We start from the raw sequence: 25,272 nt of genomic DNA, 5'->3' as shown, positions 1-25,272 counted from the left end.
TATGTATCAGGTATTTATTGCAGAGGATGAACCGGCTGCGTTGGAGCATATTTGTACGATTATTCAGAACAAATGCCCGAATTTTCAGGTGGTAGGGACAGCGGAGGAAGGAAAAAGTGCATTGGAACAGTTAGAATATCTCCGCCCGGATGTGCTGATAACGGATGTAAAGATGCCTGTCATGGATGGAATATTTCTCATCAAAAGGGTGAAAGAGAAGTATCCGGATATTCTTTCAGTTATAATCAGCGGATATCAGGAATTTGATTATGCCCAGTCCGCACTGCACTATGGGGTGTGCGATTACATTTTAAAGCCGGTAAAGCCATCCACGCTCCAGGAGAGTATGTATATGATTCAGGGCAGGCTGGATGAGTACTATTATGGCCTGCGTAACAGGACGATCAGGGAGATGTATCTGGGAAATATTTCGGACCCGGTACGCTTCCGTCGTATCTTTTCTGATGACGGATATTATATTGCACTGTTAAGAAAAAACAGCCTGCCGAGAAGATTTGCAGAGTTCAGAGGCGTTGAGATATTTTCCATCAAAGAGGAGCAGCTGATGGTATACGGGAGAGATGAAATGGAAGCCTTGTACATATGCCCGGTAAAATTAATGGTTCACAGCAGCTTTGAAAAATTTATGATGCATATTCTGGAAAAGCAGAAAAATACCGCTGCGTTTCACACGTTAGTATTAAAGGAACGGCCGGTACCGGCGGAGAAGCTTCCGGAAATGATTCGGCAGCTTTACCAGACGATGGATTATCAGCTGGTCATCGGGAAAAATCAGATTATCCGGGACGAAGATTTCGATGCGGCAGAAAAAGGTGGACATAAATTTGACAATTCGTCTCTGAGCAGGCTGGAATTTTTAATAAAGGAGCATAACAGACAGGATATTCCCGATGAGATATCCCGGTGTTTTGCCAAATGGAGCAGGGAAGAGTACACTCAGCTTTGGACAGAGGAAAAAGTCCGGGAGATGTTCAGTGTTTTCCGAAGAGCCGATCTGCTGGATGAGCCGGTTGCCATGTGTGAGTACTTTATCGATGAGGCTTTCTATTATGCGGAAAATATGCAGAAGCTGGCAGAAGATATCCGGCAGATTCTGTGCAGGAATATACTGGAGGAATCCAGAACCTGGAAGATCGACACCCCGGAATTTTTTGATAAAGTAGAAAAATATCTAAAAGAACATCTTACAGAACCTTTGTCACCCCAGAAGATATGTGATGTTTTCGGCATTTCACAGGCATATCTGAGCCGGCTTTTCAGAAAATACAGTACGGTAAGCTTCAGTAAGAGGCTTACCATACTCCGGGTGGAAAAAGCCCAGCAGATTATGCGGGATAAAAGAGAATTATATATCAAAGATATTGCTTCCAGAGTGGGTTACGGAGACCAGTTTTATTTCAGCCGGATTTTCCGGTCCGTGACCGGTATTAGTCCTACTGAGTACATGGAAGAACTAAAAAATGATTGAATTCATACAGTGAGGCAGTCAAATAGCCTATGGGAATAAACAGAAACAGGAAAATGTCAGGGAGGCAGCATGAAACTATACGAAAAAAGCAAAGAAGAGCGTTTATCTAAGGAATTATTTGAAAATCCCCCGTCTGAATACAGGGGAGCACCATTCTGGGCGTGGAACTGTAAAATGACCCAGGAACATGTGGAACATGCATATGCAGAGCTGGAAGAAATGGGGATGGGAGGAGCCCATCTTCATTGCCGGACGGGAATGAACGTCCCCTATATGGGTGAAGAATTTATGGAACTGGTCAAACACAGCCTGGAGGAGGCCAAAAAGAGGAATATGCTTCTGTGGCTGTATGACGAGGACCGCTGGCCATCGGGATATGGCGGGGGATTTGTCACAGGCGACCATCAGTACCGTAGCCGTTTTCTCGTGTTCAGCCCGTGGAATCTTACCGGCAGGTATTTTAAGCCGGTCTATATATCCGGTGCACAGGCAGTACGAAGCATGGAACGGGAGCTTTTGCAGTGCTACGGGGTAAAACTGCAGGACGGATGGCTGGAAGATTACGTTATGCTGAAAGAGGAACAGGAACCATCACCCGGATATGAAAAGTGGTATGCTTACATGGAAGTGTCAGGAGATAATCCCTGGTTCAATAACCAGGCATATCTGGACACTCTGAATCCGGAGGCTGTAAAACAATTTCTTCTTGCGGCCCATGAAAAATACGCTGAGAAAGTGGGAGGGGAATTCGGAAAACGGATACCCGCCATCTTCACAGACGAGCCCCAGTTCTGCCATAAAGGCAGACTGGGTTATGCTGATGCCAGGGAACAGGTTATTATTCCTTATACGGATGACCTGGAGGATTCCTTCCGGATGAAATATGGTCACAGCCTGCTGGAAAAGCTCCCGGAATTATTCTGGGAGGCAGGAGAAGACCAGGTGTCAGAGACCAGATACCAGTACCACGATCATATTTGTGATCGTTTTGTGCAGTCCTATGCAGTGCAGGTGGGGGACTGGTGTAAAGCCCACGGCATCCGTCTGACCGGACATATGATGGAGGAACCGGAGCTGATGTCCCAGACGGCAGCTCTGGGGGAGGCGATGCGGTCTTATAAAGCCTTCGATATTCCGGGGATTGATATACTCTGTGACAGCCGGGAGCTCTCTACAGCAAAGCAGGCGCAGAGTGCGGTTCATCAATACGGACGAGAGGGCATGGCAAGTGAACTATATGGTGTGACAAACTGGGATTTTGATTTCCGGGGGCACAAATTACAGGGAGACTGGCAGGCGGCCCTGGGAGTCACAGTCCGCGTACCTCATCTGAACTGGGCAAGCATGGCTGGGGAAGCCAAGCGGGATTATCCTGCCGCAATCGGTTACCAGTCCCCTTGGTACAGGGAGTATAAGCTGATTGAGGATCACTTTGCAAGGGTAAATACCGCTGTTACCCGTGGTACGCCGGAAGTAAAAATCGGCGTCATTCATCCCATCGAATCATATTGGCTATATTGGGGAACAGAGGAAAAGACCAGCGGAATCCGACGGGAACTGGAAGACGGCTTCCGGTCAGTGATCGAGTGGCTGCTGTACGGCCTTCAGGACTTTGACTTTATATCTGAATCCCTGCTTCCCGAACAAATGGAAACAGGACAGATTGAAAATGGTAAATTTCCGGTAGGAAAGATGAAGTATGATGCAGTAGTGGTTCCAAACTGTATAACCTTGAGAAAGACCACAGTGGAACGCCTGGAGAAATTCAGGGAACAGGGAGGACAGGTGATTTTTACCGGCAGGCTTCCAAAATACATGGATGCAAAGAAGGACAGCCGCCCGGGGCAGCTGGCAGAAAAATGCAGGTATGCCGCATTTTGCGCCAATGAACTGCTAAACAGCCTGGAGAACTGCAGACTGGTAGAAGTAAGAGATGCAAGGGGGATTCGGGCGGATAATCTGATCTATCAGATGCGAAATGACGGTTCCGGCCGCTGGCTGTTCCTGTCCCATGTGAACCGCATGAAAAACCAGGATATCCCCAAACCGGTGCAAAATACCATAATTCTTGACGGCTATTGGGACTTGACCTTGTATGACACACTCACAGGAGAAACCAGAAAACTGGAATCGGTCAAATACCGGGGAAAGACAAATATTACAATGACACTCTATGAACATGACAGTCTTCTTCTGTATATGGAGCCTTTAGCACCAGTTACGGATCAAGCGGACACCGCACACGATGGGGGAAAGACCTTATCTTTGGGAGAAGAAGCAGAATTGGAGAACATTTTCATTACACCTGATTCACCCATGAAGTATACTCTGTCAGAACCGAATGTGTGCATTTTGGATATGGCAGAGTATCAGATGGACGGGGAGGCGTGGCATTCCAGGGAGGAAATACTGCGTATTGACAATCTGTTCCGGGAAAAACTGGGATATCCAAAGAGGATGGAAGCTTTTGCCCAGCCCTGGACAGACCAAACAGAGTACCCCTATAACCATAGCCTGACTCTGAAATTTTCCGTCCGGTGCCTGACGGCCCTGGAAGATCTTCATCTCTCCCTGGAAGATGCAGGGGATGTTGAAATCCGGGTTAACGAAAGATTCGTATCCGGAAGTTTGGACGGATGGTATGTGGACCGGGATATCCGTACGGTACCCATTGGAGGACTGCAGGAAGGCACAAATGAAATTCTGGTGAGGATACCTTACAATGAAAAAAGAAATATAGAAGCCATGTATCTTCTGGGAGAATTTGCGGTATCTGTGGAAGGCAGCAGAAGTGTGCTGAGAGAAAAGCCGGAAACACTTGTGTTCGGTGACATCACCCGGCAGGGCTTTCCTTTCTATGGGGGGAATGTAACCTATGAACTTCCGCTGACGCTTCCCGAAGGTGAAGTGTACATGGAGATCTCCAGATTCCGAAGTCCGGTACTAAAAGTGGAACTGGATGGGGAGAAGGCAGGGTATATAGCATTTTCTCCGTACCGTATTTCGCTGGGGAAAGCAGCGTCTGGAGTTCACCTGTTTCAAATAACCAGCTTTGGAAACCGGGTCAATACCTTTGGTGCTATACACAACTGCAATGAGGTGGAACGGTGGTTTGGTCCAAATGCATGGAGGAGTACGAAGGAAGAGTGGTCTTATGAATATTTTATCAAAGAGACCGGAATTTTAAAAGCGCCGGAGATTTATGTGATTACAGATAAGAACGCATGAGTATGCAGTTTTGTTTTAACAGCTGAATAAGATAAAAAGTCCGTATTTCTTTATGATAAAAGGAATCCGGGCTTTTTTTATGGTTCAATTGACCTCCTGCACGATTGAGTAAAATAACTTACAATGGAATTGGACCGGGTGATGTTCGAATTAGTACTATGTACGATTTTAAATGCTAAGTAGGATAGATAAGTGTACAATATTATCATAAACAGAGATGAAAAGATTAATTAATTAGTAAAAAATAACAATAAAAGGAGGGCGGAACAAGAAATAGCTGACAGAAAAAAGTTAAATGCGGAGAAATATAAATTAAGATCATGGAGGAAGGTACAAATGAAAAAGACATTAGCAGTAGTTCTGGCATTAACAATGGCAACCGGACTGTGCGCTTGCGGAGGCTCACAGGGAGAGGACGGTACAGCAAAAGGTACCCAAAATACAGCCCGGACAGATCAGGGGAAATCAGAAGACATTGAAACACCGGAAAATACGAACAGTGCATCACCGGAAGAAGTAAATCTAAGGATTTTAATACAGGAAACATCTGCTGATTCGGTAGAAGCAGCCATAGCGCCATACTTGGAACAGAATCCCAATGTGAATGTGGAGCTGGTAAAAGCGCCTGACTTTGTGGCAATGAATCAAAATGCAATTGCAGCCCATCAGGCGGATGATGACTACGATTTGATTACCGTTAATCACGTTGATACCCTTGCTTATGTAAAAGGAGATATTATACAACCCATAGATGAATTTGTGAAGGCGGATGGAATCAATTACGAGGATATCATATTTACCTCTTTACTGGAACAGGGCAAATCTGATGGACAGCTATTTGCAATACCAATCAATACGGGAACAAGAGTATTAGCGGTTAATAAAGAACTATTTGAAAAATATGGACAGAAATATCCGGAAACCCAGAAAGAAATGCTAGAAGCGGCAGCTGCTATGACCAAAGACGGAAACTTTGGTTTTGTAAATTCCATGTGTCGTAATTCATACGTTCCAACCTATGAACAAGGCGTATTTTTAATGGGTAACGGGGGTAGGCTGTATGAAATAGAAGATGGACATCCAGTGGCAAAAATTGACACACAGGAAATGAAAGATTTCCTGAATTTTAATGTAGAACTTCTAAAATATATGCCAAAAGACTGCCTTACTATGACAGAGGACGATGGAAGAAAAGCCTTTGCCACCGGAAATATCGGAATGTATGTATTTGGCCCCTGGGAATACTCCTTAATGCCGGAAGTAGATTTCACATATGAATTAATTAAAATTCCAAGCGGCACAAAAGAGCAGGCATCTACGTCAGGCGGATTCCAGATGGCAATTGGAAGCGGTTCGAAAAATGCAGGGGAAGCATGGAACCTTATGAAGTATATAACTACAACTCCCGAAGCTATGGCAAGTATGGCAGCAACGGATCTGCCCACAATGGAAGATGCATATAAAGTGGCACCTTATACAGATAAAAAATATGATATTTTCAGAGATCAGTTGGAAACCGCTTACCTTGCCGGAATACCTGTGCCTAATTTAAATGAAGTGTCAGAAGATTTCTTTTCCTATTGGACCGATGTTCTGTATGGAAAGATACCGGTAGATGAGGCTTGCAGTAAAGCGCAGGACAGCGTTCAAAAGCTCCTGGATAAAAACAAATAAAACTTATGACTGCGTCAGTTTATGACGACGCAAAGTCGTGAGGCCGGTAAATATTTATAGGGGCTATAACAAATTGTGGGTGATGGAAAGGGGTATGAAGTTTTGTTCAAATCTAAGAGATTCCGGGGAATGTTTCCCTATTTACTTATAATACCAGGTATCTTATTGCTTCTGCTGGTTATTTTCCTGCCATTTTTGCAGAATATATTTTATAGTTTTACAGATTATTCCCTGCTGAATTCGGATACTACGCTTATTGGAATTGAAAATTACACCAATATTATCCAGGGAGATGAGTTTGCGGGGGCATTGGTCAAGAGCCTTATATATGTGGCCATCGTAATTAGTTTTGTTGCTTTCTTCGGTTTAATTGCTGCATTTTTACAAAACTCCAGAACTATGAAGGGAGTAGGAGCATTACAGGTTTTTTTACTGATTCCATGGATTTTACCAGAGGTTGTTACCGGATATACCTGGAAATTGCTTTTAAACTATCAGACAGGACCATATTATAATCTACTGGAAACATTACATATCATTCCAGCGGGGGAAGATATATTCTCAAACAGCGTGTACGCCATGCTTGCGGTTGCCTTTGCTAATATATGGCGGGGATTTCCCGTAGTAGCCATAACCGTTTTTGCAAAACTTCGTACCCTTCCATCTGATCAGGTGGAGGCGGCAGTGATCGATGGAGCGAACAGATGGGTTTTATTTAAATCCATTGAGATGCCGCATATTGCAGCGGCGTTTACTTCTGTTCTTACATTGTGTTTTATCTGGACATTTAATTCATTTGGTTTAGTACATGTTATGACAGGAGGCGGACCGGCAGGCGCTACTGAAACACTGCCGGTTTTGCTGCAGAGAAAAGCATTTAAATTCTTTGATTATTCGGATTCATCTGCTTTTGCTGTTATGATGATACTTGTGTTACTGGTAGTTGTATTAGCAATGAATACAATTCCAGGGATGCTAAAAAAAAGATCCGCTGACTTATAGGAGGTGCTTATGGTTGGAATGAAAAAAAAGAAAGGATATCTCCTGTTGAAGTATATCATATATATCGGTCTGCTGCTTTTTTTAGTTTTTCCCTTATATTGGATTGTTTCTACTGCCTTTCGAACAGACAAAGAAATTTTTAACAGTAGTTTGTCGTTAATCCCACAGTCTTTTACGATAGCACATTTTCAGGATGCATTTATCAAAGTTGACTTGTTGAAATGCTTAACAAATAGTCTCGTTATCACCTGTATTACGGTAGTCATCAGCATCCTGACCGGATTATTAATGTCATATGCCTTTGCAAGGAAAAATTTTCGTGGAAAGCGGTTCTTAAATTCAACGATATTATTAACGCAGTTTATACCGATGATTGCATACATTATTCCGTTGTATCTGATCATGAGTAAATTAAAAATGCTGAATACTTTTTCATCCTTATGGATTACCTATTTGGGAATAGCATTTCCTATCGCGGTAGTATTGCTGATTAATTATATTAATGATGTACCTGTTTCACTGGAAGAAGCGGCATGTATTGATGGATGCTCTAATTTTAAGGTTATGTTCTACGTGGTGTTTCCCCTGGCGATGCCGGGAATAATATCTACAGCGATATTTATATTTATCACCATATGGCAGGAATATCTGGTGGCAGTATCATTTATTTCTAACGAAAAGTTATACACCGTTTCTATGGCTCTGGCAAAATTTCAGGGACCCCATGGAACTGATTGGGGCGGCATTATGGCTGGTGCGGTTCTGATCTCTATTCCGGCAGTAGTATTATTCCTGTGTTCCAGAAAAATGTTCACGGACAATCTGGCAGGTGGGGTAAAAGGTTAAGCAGGCTCATGATAGGAGCCATCAGCAGCAGAACCATGAGAGATCAGATCCCGGTACTGAGAAGGCGTAAAACCTGTAAACTGTTTAAAGACCGAAGAAAAATAATTACTGGAGGAAAAATTCAGATCGAAAGCAACATCTGTAATATTATAGTTCTCATCCAGCAGCATATTTTTTGCATACTCCACTTTAAGAGAGTTGATATACTCTCTGGGGGTTATGCCCATCTGCTCCTTAAACTTTGTTTTTAATCTGGAAACAGACAGATTGCATACTTCGCTGATGGATGAAAAGTTGATGTATTCGGTTATATTTTCCTTAATGAAGTCAATCGCTTTCTGAATATCACAGGAAATATCCTGGGAAATGTTTTCGGTAAGGGTGAGTCTGGTCAGGAACGAAAGAAACAGGCTGTGACCCAAAAGTTTCCAGGCAGGATCTTCCGAGCAGAAGTAGTCAAAAGACTGCATCAGCAGCAAAAGTTCTGAATTGCCAACCTTATTCGTCCTCTTTTTGTAGCAGGATAACTTTTGATATAGTATATCGCTCAGGGGTGGTGATAAGCCAAGAAAGTTACTGCATTTCGTCATATCGATCTGAAACCAGATGAATTCACAAACAGCCTGATGAGAATTGTTATTACCATGAGGTTCATCAGGAAAGGTAGTGAATACATCCTGTCCGAACAGATGATAGGTATGTCCGTTGACAGAATATTGCTGATGACCGTTAATTATGGTTACAAATTCTAAACGGTTTTTATGATAATGTTCAGATAAGGGAGCAGAAGCCCGGTTTAGCGTAGCCCGTGCGATCATGTGTAAAGATGGAATCTGAATATGCTGTTTGTTCAGTTTCTTAAAATCCTTTTCCCAGATATAGTCATCGTCAAAGCATTCAGTCATAGGTACCTCCATAAAGGGTTTTCTTATGACTTAATATAAGGTATGGAAATCATTTTTGCAATATCCAATAATTACATAAAGGCTGCGTAATGACTGTCTGGAGAAATCAATGCTTCAGTCAGTACGCAATGAGCTAAAAATAAAGGAGATATCACATGACATCAAGAGAGTTAGTAAATGCAACCCTGGAGTTTCGAAATACAAATGGAAGGATTCCGAGACAGTTATGGTATCTGCCCTGGGCAGATATGAATCACCGGGAGATGGTGGAACGCATCCATAAGGAATACCGGGATGACATCGTAGAGGCGCCCACAATTTTAAAGACGCCAACGCAGTCCAGGGGAAATTCCTGCGAAGTGGGAGAATATGTGGATGACTGGGGCTGCAGATTTATTAATATCCACCAGGGAATTATCGGTGAAGTAAAAGAAGCATTAATTAAGGATGAGGATTGGCTGGATGCCGATAGGGTCCATATTCCGGAAGAATTGCTTGATTTTGATAAGGAAGCGGTAAACCGGTTTTGCAGGAATACAGATCAATTTGTTCTGAGCGGCTGTTGTCCGCGCCCATTCGAGCAGCTCCAGTTTTTAAGAACCACAGAAGAGTTGTATATGGATTTAATGTATCCGCCCCAAAAGATGACGGAGTTTATTTCCAAAATGCATCACTTTTACTGCAGACTGGTAGAAAAATGGGCACAGACAGAGATTGACGGAATCATGTTTATGGATGATTGGGGAAGCCAGAATAACTTATTAATCAATCCCAGGATCTGGGATAAGATATTTCGCCCAATGTATAAAGATTACATAGAAATAGCCAGAAAGTATGGCAAAAAGTCTTTTATGCATTCAGACGGGAACACAAAAGAAATATATCCCAGAATGATAGATTTGGGGCTTGACGCTTTCAATTCACAGATTTTCTGCATTGGACTGGATGAGCTGGAAAAATACCGGGGAAAAATTACGTTTTGGGGGGAGATAGACCGTCAGCATATTTTACCGGATGGTACCAAAGAAGAGGTTACAGAGGCAGTTCAGCAGGTTTACCGGAAGCTTTGGAAAAATGGGGGATGTATTGCACAATGTGAATTTGGACCCGGTGCTGATCCCCAGAATGTTTATACGGTTTTTGAGACCTGGGACAGATTAAACAAGGCAATGGAATAGGAGGGGTTCTATATGCAGACAGACCACTGTAATCTGGATCTTTATCAGTATCAACTGGATGTGATACATAATCAGACAAATGGAAGAATCCTCTGGCAGCCAAGAATCGGGTGCTGGTATGATGATAAAAATTTTGCAAAGGAAGAACTGCCAGGCAGGTTCAAGGGGGCCAAGCTTCCGGATATTTACCGGGAACTGGGATGTTCCAACAGGATTTATGAATATAACGACTGCTTTAAAATAAAGGAAGACAGCAGTATTAAAAGAAGTGAAAACAAAATATCAGAAATGGAAACAGAGCAGATCATCGAAACACCGTTGGGGATTCTCAATTGTATTATGGTCTCAAACTCTTCAAATTCCGGAAGCTTTCCAAAAAAGTGGTGGGCAGAAACGGAAGAAGATCTGGATGTAATGTGCTATGTGGTGAACCACCAGGAGTGGGAATGGGACCAGGAAACATTTGATAAAATCTATGGAAAATGGAATAGAATTGGCGCTCCTGCTATTTTTATGCCCAGGGTAAATATTCAGTATCTGTATATAGACTTAATGGGGGTGGAAAATGCAATCTATGCGCTGGCTGATTTCCCGGAAGCAGTAGAACGGTTTTTTCTTGCACTGGAACAAAACCAGGAGCGCATGATTGCGGTTATCAACCAATCACCCATTGAGATGATCAATTTCGGGGATAACCTTCATTGTAAAACTTTGCCACCATATTATTTTGAAAAATATGTACTTCCCGCATACCAAAAAAGGTGTAAGCTGCTTCATAAAGCGGGAAAGTTTGTCTACTCCCATTGGGACGGTGATACAAAAGATATTCTGAGATACGCTAAAATGACAGGATTAGATGGCATAGAAGCAATCACGCCTAAACCACAGGGAGATGTTACATTACAGGAAGTGAAAGAAGCACTGGGTGATGATTTGTGGCTGATAGATGGTATCGCAGCTATCCTATTTGACAAGGAGTTTACCGAGGAAGAATTAACAGATCAGGTTCAGGAATGTATCCGGTTGTTTGCGCCAAAGCTGATACTGGGGATATCCGATGAATTATCTTCAACCGGCGATATCGAACGTATCCGCCTGGTAGGCAGAATCGTAGATGAATATAATCAGAAAATATCATTATCCAAAGCCTAAACGGGCATAATACAGCATAAAATGAAAAAGAACAGCAGACCTGAATCAAACGGTGCATGCTGTTCTTTTAATTTACTCCAAATACCTTGTGCCCTTTTAATGTTCTCCTAATTCCTTATTCGTTTCCGGGAACGAAACCGTAACCTTAAATAAATCACCGTCAACATCAATATCCAGGTTGCCGTAACACATTTCCGTAAAACTCTTAGCGATGGAAAGACCAAGCCCGTTTCCTTCCGAACTTCGTTCCTTGTCTCCGCGTACAAAACGCTCGGTGATATCGCCATCCGTAAAGTTCATTTCGTATCCGGCAATATTTTTGATAACCGTTGTTACGCGTGTGTTTTCTACCGTAAGGTCAATGTAGATCCTGGTTCCGGTAAGAGAATATTTCAGTGCATTTTCAATCAGGTTTTGGTAAACCCGGTACATTCTTTTTCCATCACCCAGGAAATAGGCATCCTCTTTACAGAAGTTTTTCTTGATTACCAGACCGGATTTTTGGATCTGATCATCCATATCGCCCAGGGTCTGTTCCAGAAGTTTTCTCATATTCAGGCATTCCAGTTCCAGTTCGATGGTTCCGCTGGTGGCTTTCGAAATTTCGAATAAGTCCTGCACCATATCTTTAAGCCGGTCAGATTTCTGTGCCAGAATCTTCAGATAATCATTTGCTTCTTCAGAGAGACCTTCTTCCTTTTGCAGTAAGTCTATATAGCTGATAATCGATGTCAGCGGAGTTTTCAGGTCGTGAGACACATTGGTTATCAGATCCACCTTCATCCGCTCGCTTTTCTTCTGTTCCGTGGCGCTGTTCTGCATCTGCTTCTGAATGGAGACCAACTGAACGGAAGCTTTTTCAAATGCAGGATTTTTCTTTAAAGTGCCATCAGGATGATAAGCGCCGCCGGATTCAATCAGTTCTACCGCATCCAGAACTTTCCCCATACGTCCAACCGTCTTTTGTCCCCCTATATATTGGAAAATACCAACAAAACCGCAAATATATAACACGAAAATGAATGCAACTCCCAGACCTCCCGTATACATTATAAAATCAGAGGCCCCTAAAAATATAAGCATGGTAATCATTAGTATGATTATAGAGATCACTCCGGTTACGGTATGACGGAATTGTTTTTTCTGAAAATCATAATTCTGCTCATATAGAGATCTGTTTTGCCGGTAGCGTTCTTTGAGTTTTGGCAATAATGTCTTGTAACGGTTGTTGTTCCTCAATTCCAGAATTTTAATATGCCGGATGAAAACCAGAATCAAGCCGGAGATTACCAGCATAAACGGTATAGAAAGTAAAAACAGGTTCAGGGAAGTCAGCAGAAAAGTAAAGCTCATACCCAGGCTGCCGGCATTATCAACAATATTCCAGAACCATCCATGAAAAATAAATGCCTTATAAAACAAGTAGAAGACCAGCAAAAGAATAATCGGTGTCTCTAATTTCCAGTTATCAAAATAGTCAATAAACATATCTTCCCTATCTGCACCTAAACGCCGGACCAATTCAATAACAGCTAAGACAGCTGCGGCGCCGCAGGCATAAACAGCCAGCCACACTAAAAAACCGGGAGCCGAGTCTGATAAGGAAAGTTCTGCTGAAGACGCGCTGATTCCGGACAATGCAAGTGTCAGAATACCAAACCATACATATTTATAATCTTTGTCAGTGTTGCAATTTTTCAATTTTATATCCAATTCCCCATACCACCTTTAAATATTGAGGCGTCTTCGGATTAATTTCGATTTTTTCCCGAATGCGCCTGATATGCACCATTACCGTGTTCTCCACCGAGTAAGCTTCTTCGTTCCATACCCGGCTGTAAATTTCTTCCGCAGAGAAAACTCTGCCTGGATTGCTCATCAGAAGCTCCAGTATCTTATATTCTGTTGCAGTGAGCTTTGCATTTCTGCCATTCACCTGGATTTCTTTACCGTTCTTATCCAGAACGAGATCCCCAAGTGCGATGATATTATCATTTGTCTGTTCCCCTGTACCGATTGTACCAAGTGCCAGATACCGGCGAAGCTGTGATTTTACTCTTGCGATCAGTTCAGCCGTATTAAAGGGCTTGGAAACATAGTCATCAGCGCCCATAGATAAACCGAGAACTTTATCACTCTCCTCCGTTTTTGCAGACAGAATGATAATCGGTATGTTTTTGCTCTCCCGGATTTTCATCATTGCCGACAGGCCGTTTAGGCGGGGCATCATCACATCCAGCAGGATTAGATGGATTTCATTACTCATAACCAGATCCAGAGCCTCCATCCCATCATAGGCGCGAAGCACCTGATAACCCTCCAGTTCTAAAAGCTTTGCAATTGCACGTACAATTTCCCGGTCGTCATCCACGACCAGTATTTTTCCAAACTCCATATTTATTCCCACTGCATATTGCAGGCAAGCCTGCAATACTGCCACAATCAAACAGGTTGAAAGAATCACATCGTGGCGTCCTTTCTGAATCGTAATTTTCTATCAACCTTTCCTCCCAGAGCGTGTTTTAAAATTCATTAAATTTATTATAGCCCATAATACCGTCATTTTTAAGTGTTATTTCTGAAATTTTTCTTACAAAATAAAATTCATGCAGTAAGTAGCCTTTTTTGCATTCGTTTGGTATAATGATTTCAAAGTAAATGATTACGTCTGCAGTCAAGCCGGATGCGGTGTATTTAAACGATTCTAAAACAATGCTTGGGGCAGAAACGACAATAATAATGAAGGAGTAAGTTTTTTATGACAGAAAAAGAAAAATCACATGCAGGTATGCTATACCAGCCGGGGGATCCTGAATTAGCGGCAGACCGCGACGTGACTGTAAAAAAGTTATATGACTATAACAACATACACCCGCTTGACCGTGAAGCACGTCAGGCTGCCATACAGGGACTGCTTGGCAGTACCGGTGCTAACTGCGTCGTGGAGCAGCCGCTTTTCTGTACATATGGGTATAACACTGCGGTGGGCGATAATTTTTTCCTGAACGTCAACTGCAAACTCATGGACAGCGGAAAGATTACCATTGGAAACAACGTATTTATTGCACCCAATGTATGTATTATAACAGAAGAACATGCAATGGATGCAGCCCGGAGGATTCAAGGTCTTGAATACACGCATCCGGTTCATATCGGTGACAACGTCTGGATCTGCGCAGGGGTGATGGTGCTGCCTGGCGTAACGATTGGTGCAAACAGCGTAATCGGTGCAGGCAGTGTTGTTACGAAAGACATTCCGCCAAACAGTCTGGCAGTTGGCAATCCGTGCAGGGTAATCCGCAAAGTAAATGAGGATATCGCTGATTAATACCTGGTACTCCATCCGGACTCACGCTCTATAGCAGTATTGTAAATATAAAGAAAGAAGGAACCAGAGTGAAAAAGAACAAAGTAACCTCATCAGACGTAGCAAAAGCTTCCGGGGTTTCCCAGGCAACTGTTTCCATGATATTAAATAAGAAATACAATGTATCTTTTTCCAAAGAAACAGTTGAAAAAGTGGAGAACACAGCCCGTGAGCTGGGGTATGATATTCCAAAGCGCAGAGTAAGAAAAGATAATAAAGCCAGGAAGCTCATTACCGTGTTCTGCCCGACGCTGACCAATCCCTATTATGTAATGCTGTTGCAGGGAATTGAAGGGGTTGCCAAAGAAGAGGGTTACGCGGTATTTGTTTGCAATACCCAGAGAGATCTGAAAATGGAAGAATATTATTTAAAAATGATGGATAGCGTACAGCCTCTTGGAATTATCTATACCAGCAATCCAAGTACCTGTTTTATGGAACAGGTAAAGGAATTAGCGGAACATATTCCGTTTGTGGTAATTAATAACCGGGAAGATATCATGGAAGTAGATGCTGTAGAACTGAACAATTCGAAACCAGGCAGGCTGATGGCAAAACATCTGCTGGAACTTGGTCATCAGAGAGCGGCATTCGTGTCCCCTCCGCTGACAGACCGGCAGAGGCAGCGGTTTAAGCGTGTAGAGGGATTTGTAAAAGAGTTTCGGGCAGCAGGATTTGGGGATACGGTATATGTGAAATCAGCCGATGAGGACATGGATACCGTCATGCCCAGTATTGATTCGGAATACAAGATGGGCTACGACCTGACTAAGGAGCTGCTAAAAGAGCATGATGACCTGACGGCTATTGCAGGACTGAATGATATGATTGCCTTTGGCATTATGGACGCATTATATGAAGCCAAGCTAAAGGTCCCGGGGGATGTATCCGTGATTGGCTGCGATAACATACTTTTTTCGAAAATGAAGCGGATGTCCCTTACTACAATTGAACATTTTGTGCCTTTGAAGGGAAGAGATGCCTGCGATATTATTATTCGGAAAATTCATTCCAAAAACAGCCTGGATGCCCTGGAACTGCAGCCAACCAGTATTTATCACGTAGAGTACGAACCCAGATTGATTGTTCGGGGAACAACCTCCTATGCCAGGAATTAAAAAAATAAATTAAATACTTTTTTAAAAATTATTATTAATAAAAATGAAGAATAGCTGCAAAAATACTCCAAAAAACCCAAGAACAACTGTAAATCTCAGAAAAAGCATGATATTTCTATTAATAAAAATATAATTATTAATAGATAAAATAATTAATAAAATTCTGGACCTATTGAACATTTAAAAACATATGCTATACTGTTAATAACAAAGAAAAAATGAATCCAAACAGTGATTCATAAAAATAAATCTCATAACCACACATTCCAAAGGAGGAAACAAAATGAAATTTTTCATCGACACAGCAAAGGTAGAGGACATTAAAAAAGCAAATGATATGGGCGTTATCTGTGGTGTTACTACAAACCCATCCCTGATCGCAAAAGAGGGAAGAGATTTTGTTGAAGTAATCAAAGAAATCACATCCATCGTAGACGGACCGATCAGCGGAGAAGTAAAAGCTACTACAACAGATGCAGAAGGAATGATCGCAGAAGGAAGAGAAATTGCGAAAATCCATCCAAATATGGTAGTTAAAATCCCAATGACTGTAGAAGGATTAAAAGCTACAAAGGTTTTAGCAAGTGAAGGAATCAAGACAAATGTAACATTGATCTTCTCAGCTAACCAGGCATTACTGGCAGCAAGAGCAGGAGCATCTTATGTATCACCTTTCCTTGGACGTCTGGATGATATCTCAGTAAGAGGTGTTGACCTAATCTCTGAAATTGCTGAGATGTTTGCAGTAGCAGGAATTGACACTGAAATTATCGCAGCAAGCGTTCGTAACCCGATTCATGTAACTGACTGTGCTTTAGCCGGTGCAGACATTGCAACAGTTCCTTACTCTGTTATTGAACAGATGACAAAACATCCGTTAACAGATGCAGGTATTGAAAAATTCCAGGCAGATTACAAAGCAGTATTCGGAGAATAATAGAAGGTCACTGATATATGGAACCGTTCTGAAGTATTTAAAAGCGGACATCCGGGAGGAGATTCGTATCAAATTAAGTACTTTACATATTGTATATATTAAGGTTATAATGTGACTATCCGGTCCAATACCCCGCTTAAACTGGCGGGGCTCAAATTAGCAGCGCAGCAGGCTGTGGGGTATTGACCTTCGCAGCAGCGCCAGATGGACATACAGTTATGTCCGCCTGGCTCTTTGCTCGCAGGAATAAATTTCAGGAGGATTATATGAACAAATTAGAGCTTCAGAAAACTGCCAATGAAGTCCGTAAAGGGATCGTAACTGCAGTGCATAGCGCTAAAGCAGGACATCCGGGCGGATCTTTATCAGCAGCAGATGTGTTTACTTATTTATATTTTGAAGAAATGAATATTGATCCGAAGGATCCAAAGAAAGCAGACAGAGACCGTTTTGTATTATCAAAAGGACATACCGCTCCGGGACTCTATTCCACTTTGGCAAACAGAGGATATTTTCCAGTAGAAGACTTAAAAACATTGCGTCATCTTGGTTCCTATTTACAGGGGCATCCGGATATGAAACATATTCCGGGTGTAGATATGTCCAGCGGATCTTTGGGACAGGGAATCTCCGCAGCAGTTGGAATGGCTCTTTCTGCAAAATTAAGTAAGGAAGACTACCGTGTATATACCCTGCTTGGTGATGGTGAGATCCAGGAAGGACAGGTATGGGAAGCATCTATGTTCGCAGGTGCCAGAAAGTTAGATAATCTGGTTGTAATCGTAGATAACAACGGACTGCAGATCGATGGAAATGTTGCAGATGTTTGTTCTCCTTATCCCATTGACAAAAAGTTTGAAGCATTCAATTTCCATGTAATCAATGTTGCCAACGGAAATGATTTCGATCAGTTAAAAGCAGCATTCGATGAAGCAAAAACAGTAAAGGGAATGCCAACGGCGATTGTTATGAAGACAGTAAAAGGCAAGGGAGTTTCCTTCATGGAAAATTCAGTAGCCTGGCATGGAACTGCTCCGAACGATGAGCAGTATGCAGTGGCTATGTCAGATTTAGAAAAGGCAGGTGAAGCATTATGTCAGAAGTAAAGAAAATTGCAACCAGAGACAGCTATGGAAATGCTCTGGCAGAATTAGGAGCAACATACGATAATCTCGTAGTACTCGACGCTGACCTTGCAGCAGCTACCAAAACAGGTATCTTCAAAAAGGCGTTTCCAGAACGTCATATTGACTGTGGTATTGCAGAATGCAACATGGCTGGAATCGCAGCAGGACTTGCTGCAACAGGTAAAATACCGTTTATGAGTTCTTTTGCAATGTTCGCAGCAGGACGCGCATTTGAACAGGTTCGTAATTCCATTGGGTATCCCCATTTAAATGTAAAAATCGGTGCAACACACGCTGGTATCTCCGTTGGAGAAGATGGAGCAACTCACCAGTGCAACGAAGATATTGCGTTAATGAGAACAATTCCGGGAATGGTCGTAATCAATCCTTCCGATGATGTAGAAGCAAGAGCAGCAGTTGCTGCAGCAGCCACATACGATGGACCGGTATATTTACGTTTTGGCCGTTTAGCCGTTCCGGTAATCAATGATAAACCAGAATATAAATTTGAATTAGGAAAAGGTGTTGTCTTAAGAGAAGGCAAAGACCTTACTATCGTAGCAAGCGGACTTCCGGTATCGGCATGTCTGGAGGCAGCAGAAAAACTGGCAGCAGACGGCATAGAGGCAAAAGTGATTAATATCCATACAATCAAACCGTTGGATGAAGAATTAATCATTGCAGCTGCAAAAGAAACCGGTAAAGTAGTGACAGTGGAAGAGCATTCTGTGATCGGCGGACTTGGCAGTGCAGTATGTGACTGCTTAAGTGAAAATGCTCCAACAAAGGTTATGAAAATCGGTGTAAACGATGTCTTTGGTGAATCAGGTCCGGCTGTAGCGTTACTGCATAAATACGGCCTTGATGCAGAAGGAATTTATACAAAAATTAAATCTTTTGTTTAATCAATCATAATGTCATATGGAAGTCAGATTTTGTACATTAGTATGGAATCCGGCTGCCGTATGGCATATTTTTTTGTCTGCAGAAGAGGTGTTTCGCCATCAGCACGTGCCGCTTTGGGATCTGAATGTGCCATTACCACATCTTTATAAAGGTAAATTCAAACACACTCTGGTATTTAAACGTCCTTTTGGGTATAATAAATGAAAGAAAATTATTGTTTAGAAAGAAGGGATATTATGACACGTGATGCAAGAGCCAGGAGAGCAAGAAGCCACCGTAATGATATGAATCAGGAATTTTACGAGTGTATCAGGGATATTATGGAACATCCGGTGGTTCTGCTGATGAAGAAATTTCCGCATCATTGTGATACAAATTGTTATCAGCATTGCATGAATGTGGCTTATTATAATTATCAGATATGTAAAGTACTGGGACTGGATGCCAAAGCGGCAGCACGGGCAGGTATGCTGCATGATCTGTTTCTATATGACTGGAGAGAACATGCAGCAAAAACCGGCGACCGTTTCCACGGGCTTACGCATCCCAAAGTGGCTTTGAGAAGGGCAGAAAAATACTTTGACCTGAATGATATGGAGAAAGACATCATTTTAAAGCATATGTGGCCGCTAACCATCATACCGCCAAAGTATTTTGAATCTTATATTATCTGCCTTACAGATAAATATTGCGGAGCATGCGAGATCACCGACCACTACTCCGGGAAGATAATGCCCAAGAGGATCAAACTACCTTTTGGTTATCGTACCATGTATCAGTTAGCGTCTAAGGTAGCACCTGTAGTGGGAGCCAGGGCAGTCATAGGGGAGTATAAGTCTTCAAAATCCCACAGAGCTTCCAGAGAGTCTGTATCCAGGGCATAATAACGGCAGGCAAGCAGAATGCCGTCGATCATGCAGTCCGCCAGGTGCATTACAGTAGAGAGCCTGGTTGTCTGCAGAGCCAGATGAGCGAAGCGTCCTGCAGTATTAATGATTCCGGTAATGAATACATCTCCTACGGCATTTAATTTCTTTTCTACACCGGCTCCCGGAAGCAGGCTGCCTTTACCAATGGAAATGTATCCCTGATGCCGTTTCGTGCCCAGAGAAGCGTCTATAGCGATGATTGTATTGTTGCTGTGGCGCTTTTTTATATTTTGTATAGCCTCATCCAGATTGAGGGCGTGGATTGGCGAATCTAAAGTTCCGTATACCGGAAAATGACGTCCTAATTGTTTTTTTAATCGGCTTCCGATTAGAGGACCCAGGCTGTCACCGGTTACACGGTCGCTTCCGATGCAGACAAATACGGGGGGAGCCTGGCTAAAATCGGGGCTTTGTAAAAAATCCAGTAAATGCTCGCCTAAAACAATCGGGGCATTTTTTTCTTTTGAGTTAATATATTGTGTTTTTTTCAATGAGTCGGAATGCATGTTCTTTACCCTTTCTGATGCTTTTCTAAAGTTTATCCTCATTCTTTTTAAATTATTCACTCAATGTGATACCGTATTTCGAGATTAATTAAATAAATATAAAAAACCATGCCGCCAAAATTCATATTATGTCGGAAATCTCTGGAATTCCTTACCACGAATTGATAAAATCTGCATTCAAAATATGATAATCTCTGTAATATCATGGAACCAATAAAGGAGTGAACAGGGGTATGATAGAAGTCATTTACAAAGGGGAACACAAAGGGGATAAAGATGGAGAAGCACAGGTAGCACTGCCAAAAAATATCAGGCAGATCGGAGAAGGCGGACAAGACAGGAAAATTTACATTGAGGATTACGCGGTAACTTACATGCATCAGTTAGCAAACGATAGAAAAGAAGGGACGCAGCGGGCAGCGGCAATTCTTCTTGGGGAAGTACAAAGGGCAGGTAAGAACCGTTATATATTTATAAATGGAGCACTGGCGGTAGACGAATTAGATTTCGGGGAAGAAATGTGGGACAAAGTCCAGCAGCAGATGATGGAGTACTTTGACGGCAGGGAAATCGTCGGCTGGTATCTGGGAGAGGAAGAATCCACGCTGATCGCAACGGAAGAGATGCAGCGGATACATGAAAGCCAGTTCCCCGGAGAAGACCAGGTACTTATACTGAGAGATTTTACAGAGAATGAATCAGCGGTATTTGCAGTTGAAAGCGGCAGGCTCGTGGCTCAGGGCGGTTACTATATTTATTATGAAAAAAACATCATGATGCAGGAGTACATGGTGGCTATGAACAAGGATCGTTCAGTAGAAGAAGAGACAGAGGTAAAAGATGATGCAGTACAAAGCTTCCGAAAGAAAATAGCGGAAGAGAAAAAAGAGAAAAAAGAAAAACAAGAAAAGAAAGAGTCGGACAAGCAGCCAATTACTACAAAGCTTTTGTATGCAGCCAGCTCTTTTCTTGTGCTTACCGTTCTTATAATAGGTGTTACGCTGATTAATAATTATGATAAAATGAAAGACATGGAGATGGCACTTGCCGGGATTTCTGAATCCATGGGAGGCAAAGACGCTGCGGCAGAAGGCGCTGATGATTCCGTATCTGCAATGGCACCTGCTCAGACAAAGACAGATAAAGAACAAAGTGTTTCTGAAAAAAATGCAGCAATTGATAAAAATAAAGAAGGCAGCATTAAGGAAACAGAACCACAGCCGGCTACGGAAGAAGCCAATGGAGCAAAGGGAAACAAAGAAACAGAGGTATCAGAAGCTAACGGGCAGTCAAAATCGGATGCAGCAAATAGTACGGAGGCTTCCAAGGAGTCCAATGCGGCAGTATCTGAGAGTCAGGAAAGCAATGCGGGCCAGAACAGCCAGGCAAATCAGGCAGACCAGCAGGATAAGACAAGCCAGTCAGAAGAGCCGGAAGCGCAGGGACAGGCAGACCCCGCAAAGCAGCCGGCAAGAGAGACATTGGGACGAGCTTCTTATGTAGTAAAGGTAGGCGACACTCTGGCAACCATAAGTGAAATGTATTATGGAACGCTTGATAAAGTAGAAGATATCTGCTCCTTAAATGGAATTACAGATAAAAATACGATTTTACCCGGACAAAAAATTGTACTCCCATAAAAAAATATGTTATACTGTTTCAAACGATAAATCAAAATAACACTTGGAGATACGAAAGAGAGTACAGATGGGAAAGATAAAAGACTTTTTTAAGGACAAGTTTAAGTTTATTAAGATCAGGGAAAAATGGCAAAAAATAAAGGATAAGAGGCTGGAAAAAAAGCAGCTTCAAACGCAAAGTGATGAAATGCTGGATTTAACAACTAAAATTAAGAAACATAAAAAATTAATTTTTTCCCGTTGGGGAATCATAATCGGAGTAATAGCCATTCTGATAATTGGGTATTCTATATATAACTATGTCAGAGTATTCCACCATTATACCACACTGAGCAGCGAGAAACGATCTGACATAACTGCGACACAATATGCGCAGTTAGGCGGCAATCTGCTGAAATACAGCCCCGATGGAGTGAGTTGTGTCAGTCCCGGAAACGAAGTGTTATTCAGTGCAACATTCAGTATGCAGAGCCCTATAATTGATATTTGCGGAACAACAGCTGTAGTAGGTGACCAAAAGGGTACCCAGATCTATATTTTTGATGAGAATGGGCAAATCGGATCATTTCAGACATCACTTCCGATTTTAAAAGTTAAAGTTGCAGAGCAAGGTGTAGTGGCAGCAGTGCTGGAAGAAGGAGACACAACCTGGATCAATTTTTATGATACCAAAGGAAATCCAATTGCAGAAAACCGTACTACGGTAAATGACTTTGGATATCCAATGGATGTTGCGTTATCACCGGATGGATTAAAGATGATGGTATCCTATCTGAATGTGGCAAAAGAAAAGATGAGTACCAAGATAGCATTCTATAATTTTGATTCTGTAGGGCAGACCCAGATTAATAATGAAGTGAGCAGTGTAACTTATGATAATACGATAGTTCCCAAAACGTTATTTATGAATGATTCTGCTTCAGTAGCTTTTCGAAATGACGGGTTCACAATTTTCAAAGGGAATCAGGTGCCCCAGGAAAGTGCCAGGGTAGATCTGGAAGAAGAGATTATCAGCATCTTTTACAGTGATAATAGTATTGGGGTAGTGGTAGGAAGCGATGACCCGGAACATAAGTATCTGATGCGTCTCTATAATCTGAGCGGCAGAAAGACAATGCAGAAATATTTCGATCTGGATTATAAGGAGATAAAGATTGACGGCGATGAGATCATTATGTTTAATGAAGGTAAGTTTGCGATATATAGCACTGGTGGAAAAGAAAAATTTTCCGGCAGCTATAGCAAGCCTGTTATAAATGTTATGAGTGCCAAGGGATTTCGGAAATACACGATGATTACACAGAACAGCACAGATCAGATAAGGCTTAAATAGGAGAAAACATCATGAATTTACTTACAATTATAGTGCTGTTAGTGCTATTATTCTTTATATTAAATGGATTTAGAAAGGGATTTATTAAGACTTTTGTATCAATGGTTTCATTAATTGTATCAATTGTTTTGGTTTCCATAGCAACTCCATACGTAACGGAGTTTCTAAAAACACAGACCCCTTTATACAGCATGATTGAAGAAAAATGCCAGTCAGCCTTTGGTGTTACTAATAAACAGAATAAAGATACCAAAGATATCCAGGATATCCGGGATACCCGGGATACGGAGAGTGGTGAGGGCCAGAATTCCGAAAGCCAGAAAAGCAGCAATAGTATTTCAATGCTGGAACAGGCAAAGCTGATTGAAGACCTAAAACTTCCCGGTGCAATCCAAAAAATGTTGGAAAGCAATAACAATAAGACAGGATACGAAAAGCTGGCGGTGCAAAGTTTTGAGGAGTATATACCCAGTTATATGGCTACACTTATATTGAACATCATTTCTTTTGTTGCAACCTTCCTGTTAGTAGTAAGCTTTTTATGGATTACGGTTATGACTCTGGATGTAATTGCAAATCTTCCGATTCTTCATGGGATAAATCAAATCCTGGGATTGGTTTTAGGTTTGGTACAGGGGCTGGTGTTTGTTTGGATCGCATTTTTAATCATTACCGTATTCAGCAGTGTCGATCTGGGAAGAGAACTTATGCTTATGATACACAACAGTAAGATATTAAGCCTCATATACGACAACAATATATTCCTTAAATTATTGACAGATGCCATGTCTTATTTTACCTAAGAAAAGTACATGCAGCAGCAATTTGAGTGGAAAGAATAAAGCTTAAAAAAATAATTAAAAAAATGGGAGATTTATCTTGACAGTTTTTTTGAAAAATGATATTATAACAGTCCACTGCAAGTGATTGCGGTGGATTGTTTTGTGTCAGAGGAAGCCTTGAAAAAAATATTTAAAAAGTTTTGAAAAAGGTATTGACATCTTTTGACAAAAATGGTAATATATCAAAGCTGTTAAAAAACAGCACAGCTCAATCGAAAGATTGAGAAAAATAAAAATTAAAAAAGTTGTTGACAAACACTTGGCAATGTGATAAGATATAGAAGTTGCGCTAAAGAGTACAACAGCAAAGAAAAGCAAGCAGAACCTTGATAATTGAACAGTGAAACAACCTTGAAAGATTCTATTAAAAGAGATTTCAAAATTAAGAACCGTATCAGAAATGATACAACCTTAAAACAGTAATAAAGGGATAAAATTAGCTAGTAGTTGATTTTTGAACTAAGATCAAAACTTTATTTGAGAGTTTGATCCTGGCTCAGGATGAACGCTGGCGGCGTGCTTAACACATGCAAGTCGAGCGAAGCATAAAAACAGATTTCTTCGGAATGAAATTTTTATGACTGAGCGGCGGACGGGTGAGTAACGCGTGGGTGACCTGCCTCATACAGGGGGATAACAGACAGAAATGTCTGCTAATACCGCATAAGCGCACGGTGCTGCATGGCACAGTGTGAAAAACTCCGGTGGTATGAGATGGACCCGCGTCTGATTAGCTAGTTGGTAAGGTAACGGCTTACCAAGGCGACGATCAGTAGCCGGCCTGAGAGGGTGAACGGCCACATTGGGACTGAGACACGGCCCAAACTCCTACGGGAGGCAGCAGTGGGGAATATTGCACAATGGGGGAAACCCTGATGCAGCGACGCCGCGTGAAGGAAGAAGTATTTCGGTATGTAAACTTCTATCAGCAGGGAAGAAAATGACGGTACCTGACTAAGAAGCCCCGGCTAACTACGTGCCAGCAGCCGCGGTAATACGTAGGGGGCAAGCGTTATCCGGATTTACTGGGTGTAAAGGGAGCGTAGACGGCATGGCAAGTCTGGTGTGAAAGGCAGGGGCTCAACCCCTGGAC

The 25,272-nt window shown here is 42.1% G+C and carries 20 protein-coding genes and 1 rRNA gene; 17 read left to right on the top strand and 4 right to left on the bottom strand.

Annotation, left to right across the window (positions count from 1 at the left end; translation table 11 throughout):
- The first annotated feature begins 1 nt into the window (after nucleotide 1).
- The 5 genes from QR40_RS26830 to QR40_RS26810 all read left to right on the top strand — a co-directional run bounded on the left by QR40_RS26830 (nucleotide 2) and on the right by QR40_RS26810 (nucleotide 8,239).
- Nucleotides 2–1,489: a response regulator transcription factor gene (locus tag QR40_RS26830; protein ID WP_044297609.1), complete on the top strand. Its 1,488-nt coding sequence runs from the start codon at nucleotides 2–4 to the stop codon at nucleotides 1,487–1,489.
- Nucleotides 1,490–1,558: 69 nt separating this feature from the next.
- On the top strand, nucleotides 1,559–4,717 hold the full coding sequence (locus QR40_RS26825; protein ID WP_044297608.1) for a glycosyl hydrolase family 2 protein: 3,159 nt from the start codon (nucleotides 1,559–1,561) through the stop codon (nucleotides 4,715–4,717).
- A gap of 336 nt (nucleotides 4,718–5,053) precedes the next feature.
- Complete coding sequence (locus tag QR40_RS26820; protein WP_044297607.1) at nucleotides 5,054–6,391, top strand: ABC transporter substrate-binding protein; 1,338 nt, start codon at nucleotides 5,054–5,056, stop codon at nucleotides 6,389–6,391.
- Between the two features lie 75 nt (nucleotides 6,392–6,466).
- Nucleotides 6,467–7,393, top strand: coding sequence for a carbohydrate ABC transporter permease (locus QR40_RS26815; protein ID WP_152614299.1), 927 nt, complete (start codon nucleotides 6,467–6,469; stop codon nucleotides 7,391–7,393).
- Between the two features lie 9 nt (nucleotides 7,394–7,402).
- Nucleotides 7,403–8,239, top strand: coding sequence for a carbohydrate ABC transporter permease (locus QR40_RS26810; RefSeq protein ID WP_052377953.1), 837 nt, complete (start codon nucleotides 7,403–7,405; stop codon nucleotides 8,237–8,239).
- Here QR40_RS26810 and QR40_RS30375 read toward each other — a convergent pair.
- Entirely contained in the window at nucleotides 8,236–9,144 is a 909-nt protein-coding gene (locus QR40_RS30375) for an AraC family transcriptional regulator (protein ID WP_052431078.1), read from the bottom strand. The genes QR40_RS26810 and QR40_RS30375 overlap by 4 nt on opposite strands.
- 155 nt (nucleotides 9,145–9,299) lie before the next feature.
- Between QR40_RS30375 and QR40_RS26800 the strand changes: the two genes are divergently transcribed.
- Nucleotides 9,300–10,322: a uroporphyrinogen decarboxylase family protein gene (locus tag QR40_RS26800; protein ID WP_044297605.1), complete on the top strand. Its 1,023-nt coding sequence runs from the start codon at nucleotides 9,300–9,302 to the stop codon at nucleotides 10,320–10,322.
- A 12-nt stretch (nucleotides 10,323–10,334) separates the two neighbouring features.
- Entirely contained in the window at nucleotides 10,335–11,474 is a 1,140-nt protein-coding gene (locus QR40_RS26795; RefSeq protein WP_027295832.1) for a uroporphyrinogen decarboxylase family protein, read from the top strand.
- Between the two features lie 96 nt (nucleotides 11,475–11,570).
- On the opposite strand, the gene QR40_RS30370 is transcribed toward QR40_RS26795, so the two are convergent.
- Both QR40_RS30370 and QR40_RS26785 read right to left on the bottom strand, forming a co-directional pair.
- On the bottom strand, nucleotides 11,571–13,187 hold the full coding sequence (locus tag QR40_RS30370) for a sensor histidine kinase (RefSeq protein ID WP_052431077.1): 1,617 nt from the start codon (nucleotides 13,185–13,187) through the stop codon (nucleotides 11,571–11,573).
- A complete protein-coding gene (locus QR40_RS26785; protein ID WP_027295833.1) occupies nucleotides 13,156–13,869 on the bottom strand; it encodes a response regulator transcription factor in 714 nt (237 codons plus the stop codon). The genes QR40_RS30370 and QR40_RS26785 overlap by 32 nt, the downstream gene beginning before the upstream one ends.
- A 363-nt stretch (nucleotides 13,870–14,232) precedes the next feature.
- Here QR40_RS26785 and QR40_RS26780 point away from each other — a divergent pair, with 363 nt between their 5' ends.
- The 6 genes from QR40_RS26780 to QR40_RS26755 all read left to right on the top strand — a co-directional run bounded on the left by QR40_RS26780 (nucleotide 14,233) and on the right by QR40_RS26755 (nucleotide 19,813).
- On the top strand, nucleotides 14,233–14,802 hold the full coding sequence (locus tag QR40_RS26780; protein WP_044297604.1) for a sugar O-acetyltransferase: 570 nt from the start codon (nucleotides 14,233–14,235) through the stop codon (nucleotides 14,800–14,802).
- 68 nt (nucleotides 14,803–14,870) lie between these two features.
- Nucleotides 14,871–15,959 carry a LacI family DNA-binding transcriptional regulator gene (locus QR40_RS26775; RefSeq protein WP_027295835.1) on the top strand — a complete coding sequence of 363 codons (1,089 nt, stop codon included), beginning with the start codon at nucleotides 14,871–14,873 and terminating at the stop codon, nucleotides 15,957–15,959.
- 283 nt (nucleotides 15,960–16,242) lie between these two features.
- Nucleotides 16,243–16,896, top strand: coding sequence for a fructose-6-phosphate aldolase (gene fsa / locus QR40_RS26770; RefSeq protein ID WP_027295836.1), 654 nt, complete (start codon nucleotides 16,243–16,245; stop codon nucleotides 16,894–16,896).
- A 266-nt stretch (nucleotides 16,897–17,162) separates the two neighbouring features.
- Nucleotides 17,163–18,002, top strand: a complete 840-nt coding sequence (locus QR40_RS26765) for a transketolase (protein ID WP_027295837.1) — start codon at nucleotides 17,163–17,165, stop codon at nucleotides 18,000–18,002.
- Nucleotides 17,990–18,928, top strand: coding sequence for a transketolase family protein (locus QR40_RS26760; RefSeq protein ID WP_027295838.1), 939 nt, complete (start codon nucleotides 17,990–17,992; stop codon nucleotides 18,926–18,928). Before QR40_RS26765 ends, QR40_RS26760 begins: the two co-directional genes overlap by 13 nt.
- A gap of 237 nt (nucleotides 18,929–19,165) precedes the next feature.
- Nucleotides 19,166–19,813 (top strand): HDIG domain-containing metalloprotein, encoded by a 648-nt coding sequence (locus tag QR40_RS26755; RefSeq protein WP_063837258.1) that lies wholly within the window; start codon nucleotides 19,166–19,168, stop codon nucleotides 19,811–19,813.
- On the opposite strand, the gene yyaC is transcribed toward QR40_RS26755, so the two are convergent.
- Nucleotides 19,705–20,349, bottom strand: a complete 645-nt coding sequence (gene yyaC, locus QR40_RS31145) for a spore protease YyaC (RefSeq protein ID WP_242849152.1) — start codon at nucleotides 20,347–20,349, stop codon at nucleotides 19,705–19,707. The two genes, QR40_RS26755 and yyaC, sit on opposite strands and share 109 nt — an antisense overlap.
- A 248-nt stretch (nucleotides 20,350–20,597) precedes the next feature.
- On the opposite strand from yyaC, the gene QR40_RS26745 reads away from it, so the two are divergent.
- The 4 genes from QR40_RS26745 to QR40_RS26730 all read left to right on the top strand — a co-directional run.
- Nucleotides 20,598–22,004, top strand: coding sequence for a LysM peptidoglycan-binding domain-containing protein (locus tag QR40_RS26745; protein ID WP_044297602.1), 1,407 nt, complete (start codon nucleotides 20,598–20,600; stop codon nucleotides 22,002–22,004).
- Between the two features lie 67 nt (nucleotides 22,005–22,071).
- A complete protein-coding gene (locus tag QR40_RS26740; RefSeq protein ID WP_027295839.1) occupies nucleotides 22,072–23,337 on the top strand; it encodes a DUF5711 family protein in 1,266 nt (421 codons plus the stop codon).
- Between the two features lie 11 nt (nucleotides 23,338–23,348).
- Nucleotides 23,349–24,140 (top strand): CvpA family protein, encoded by a 792-nt coding sequence (locus tag QR40_RS26735; RefSeq protein ID WP_044297601.1) that lies wholly within the window; start codon nucleotides 23,349–23,351, stop codon nucleotides 24,138–24,140.
- A 512-nt stretch (nucleotides 24,141–24,652) separates the two neighbouring features.
- Nucleotides 24,653–25,272 (top strand): 16S ribosomal RNA (locus QR40_RS26730); the annotation flags it as partial.

The organism is Robinsoniella peoriensis, assembly GCF_000797495.1.
GTDB classification, from domain to species: Bacteria; Bacillota; Clostridia; order Lachnospirales; family Lachnospiraceae; genus Robinsoniella; species Robinsoniella peoriensis.
Note: the sequence above shows the minus strand (reverse complement) of the source record. Positions and strands in the feature narration are given on the sequence as shown.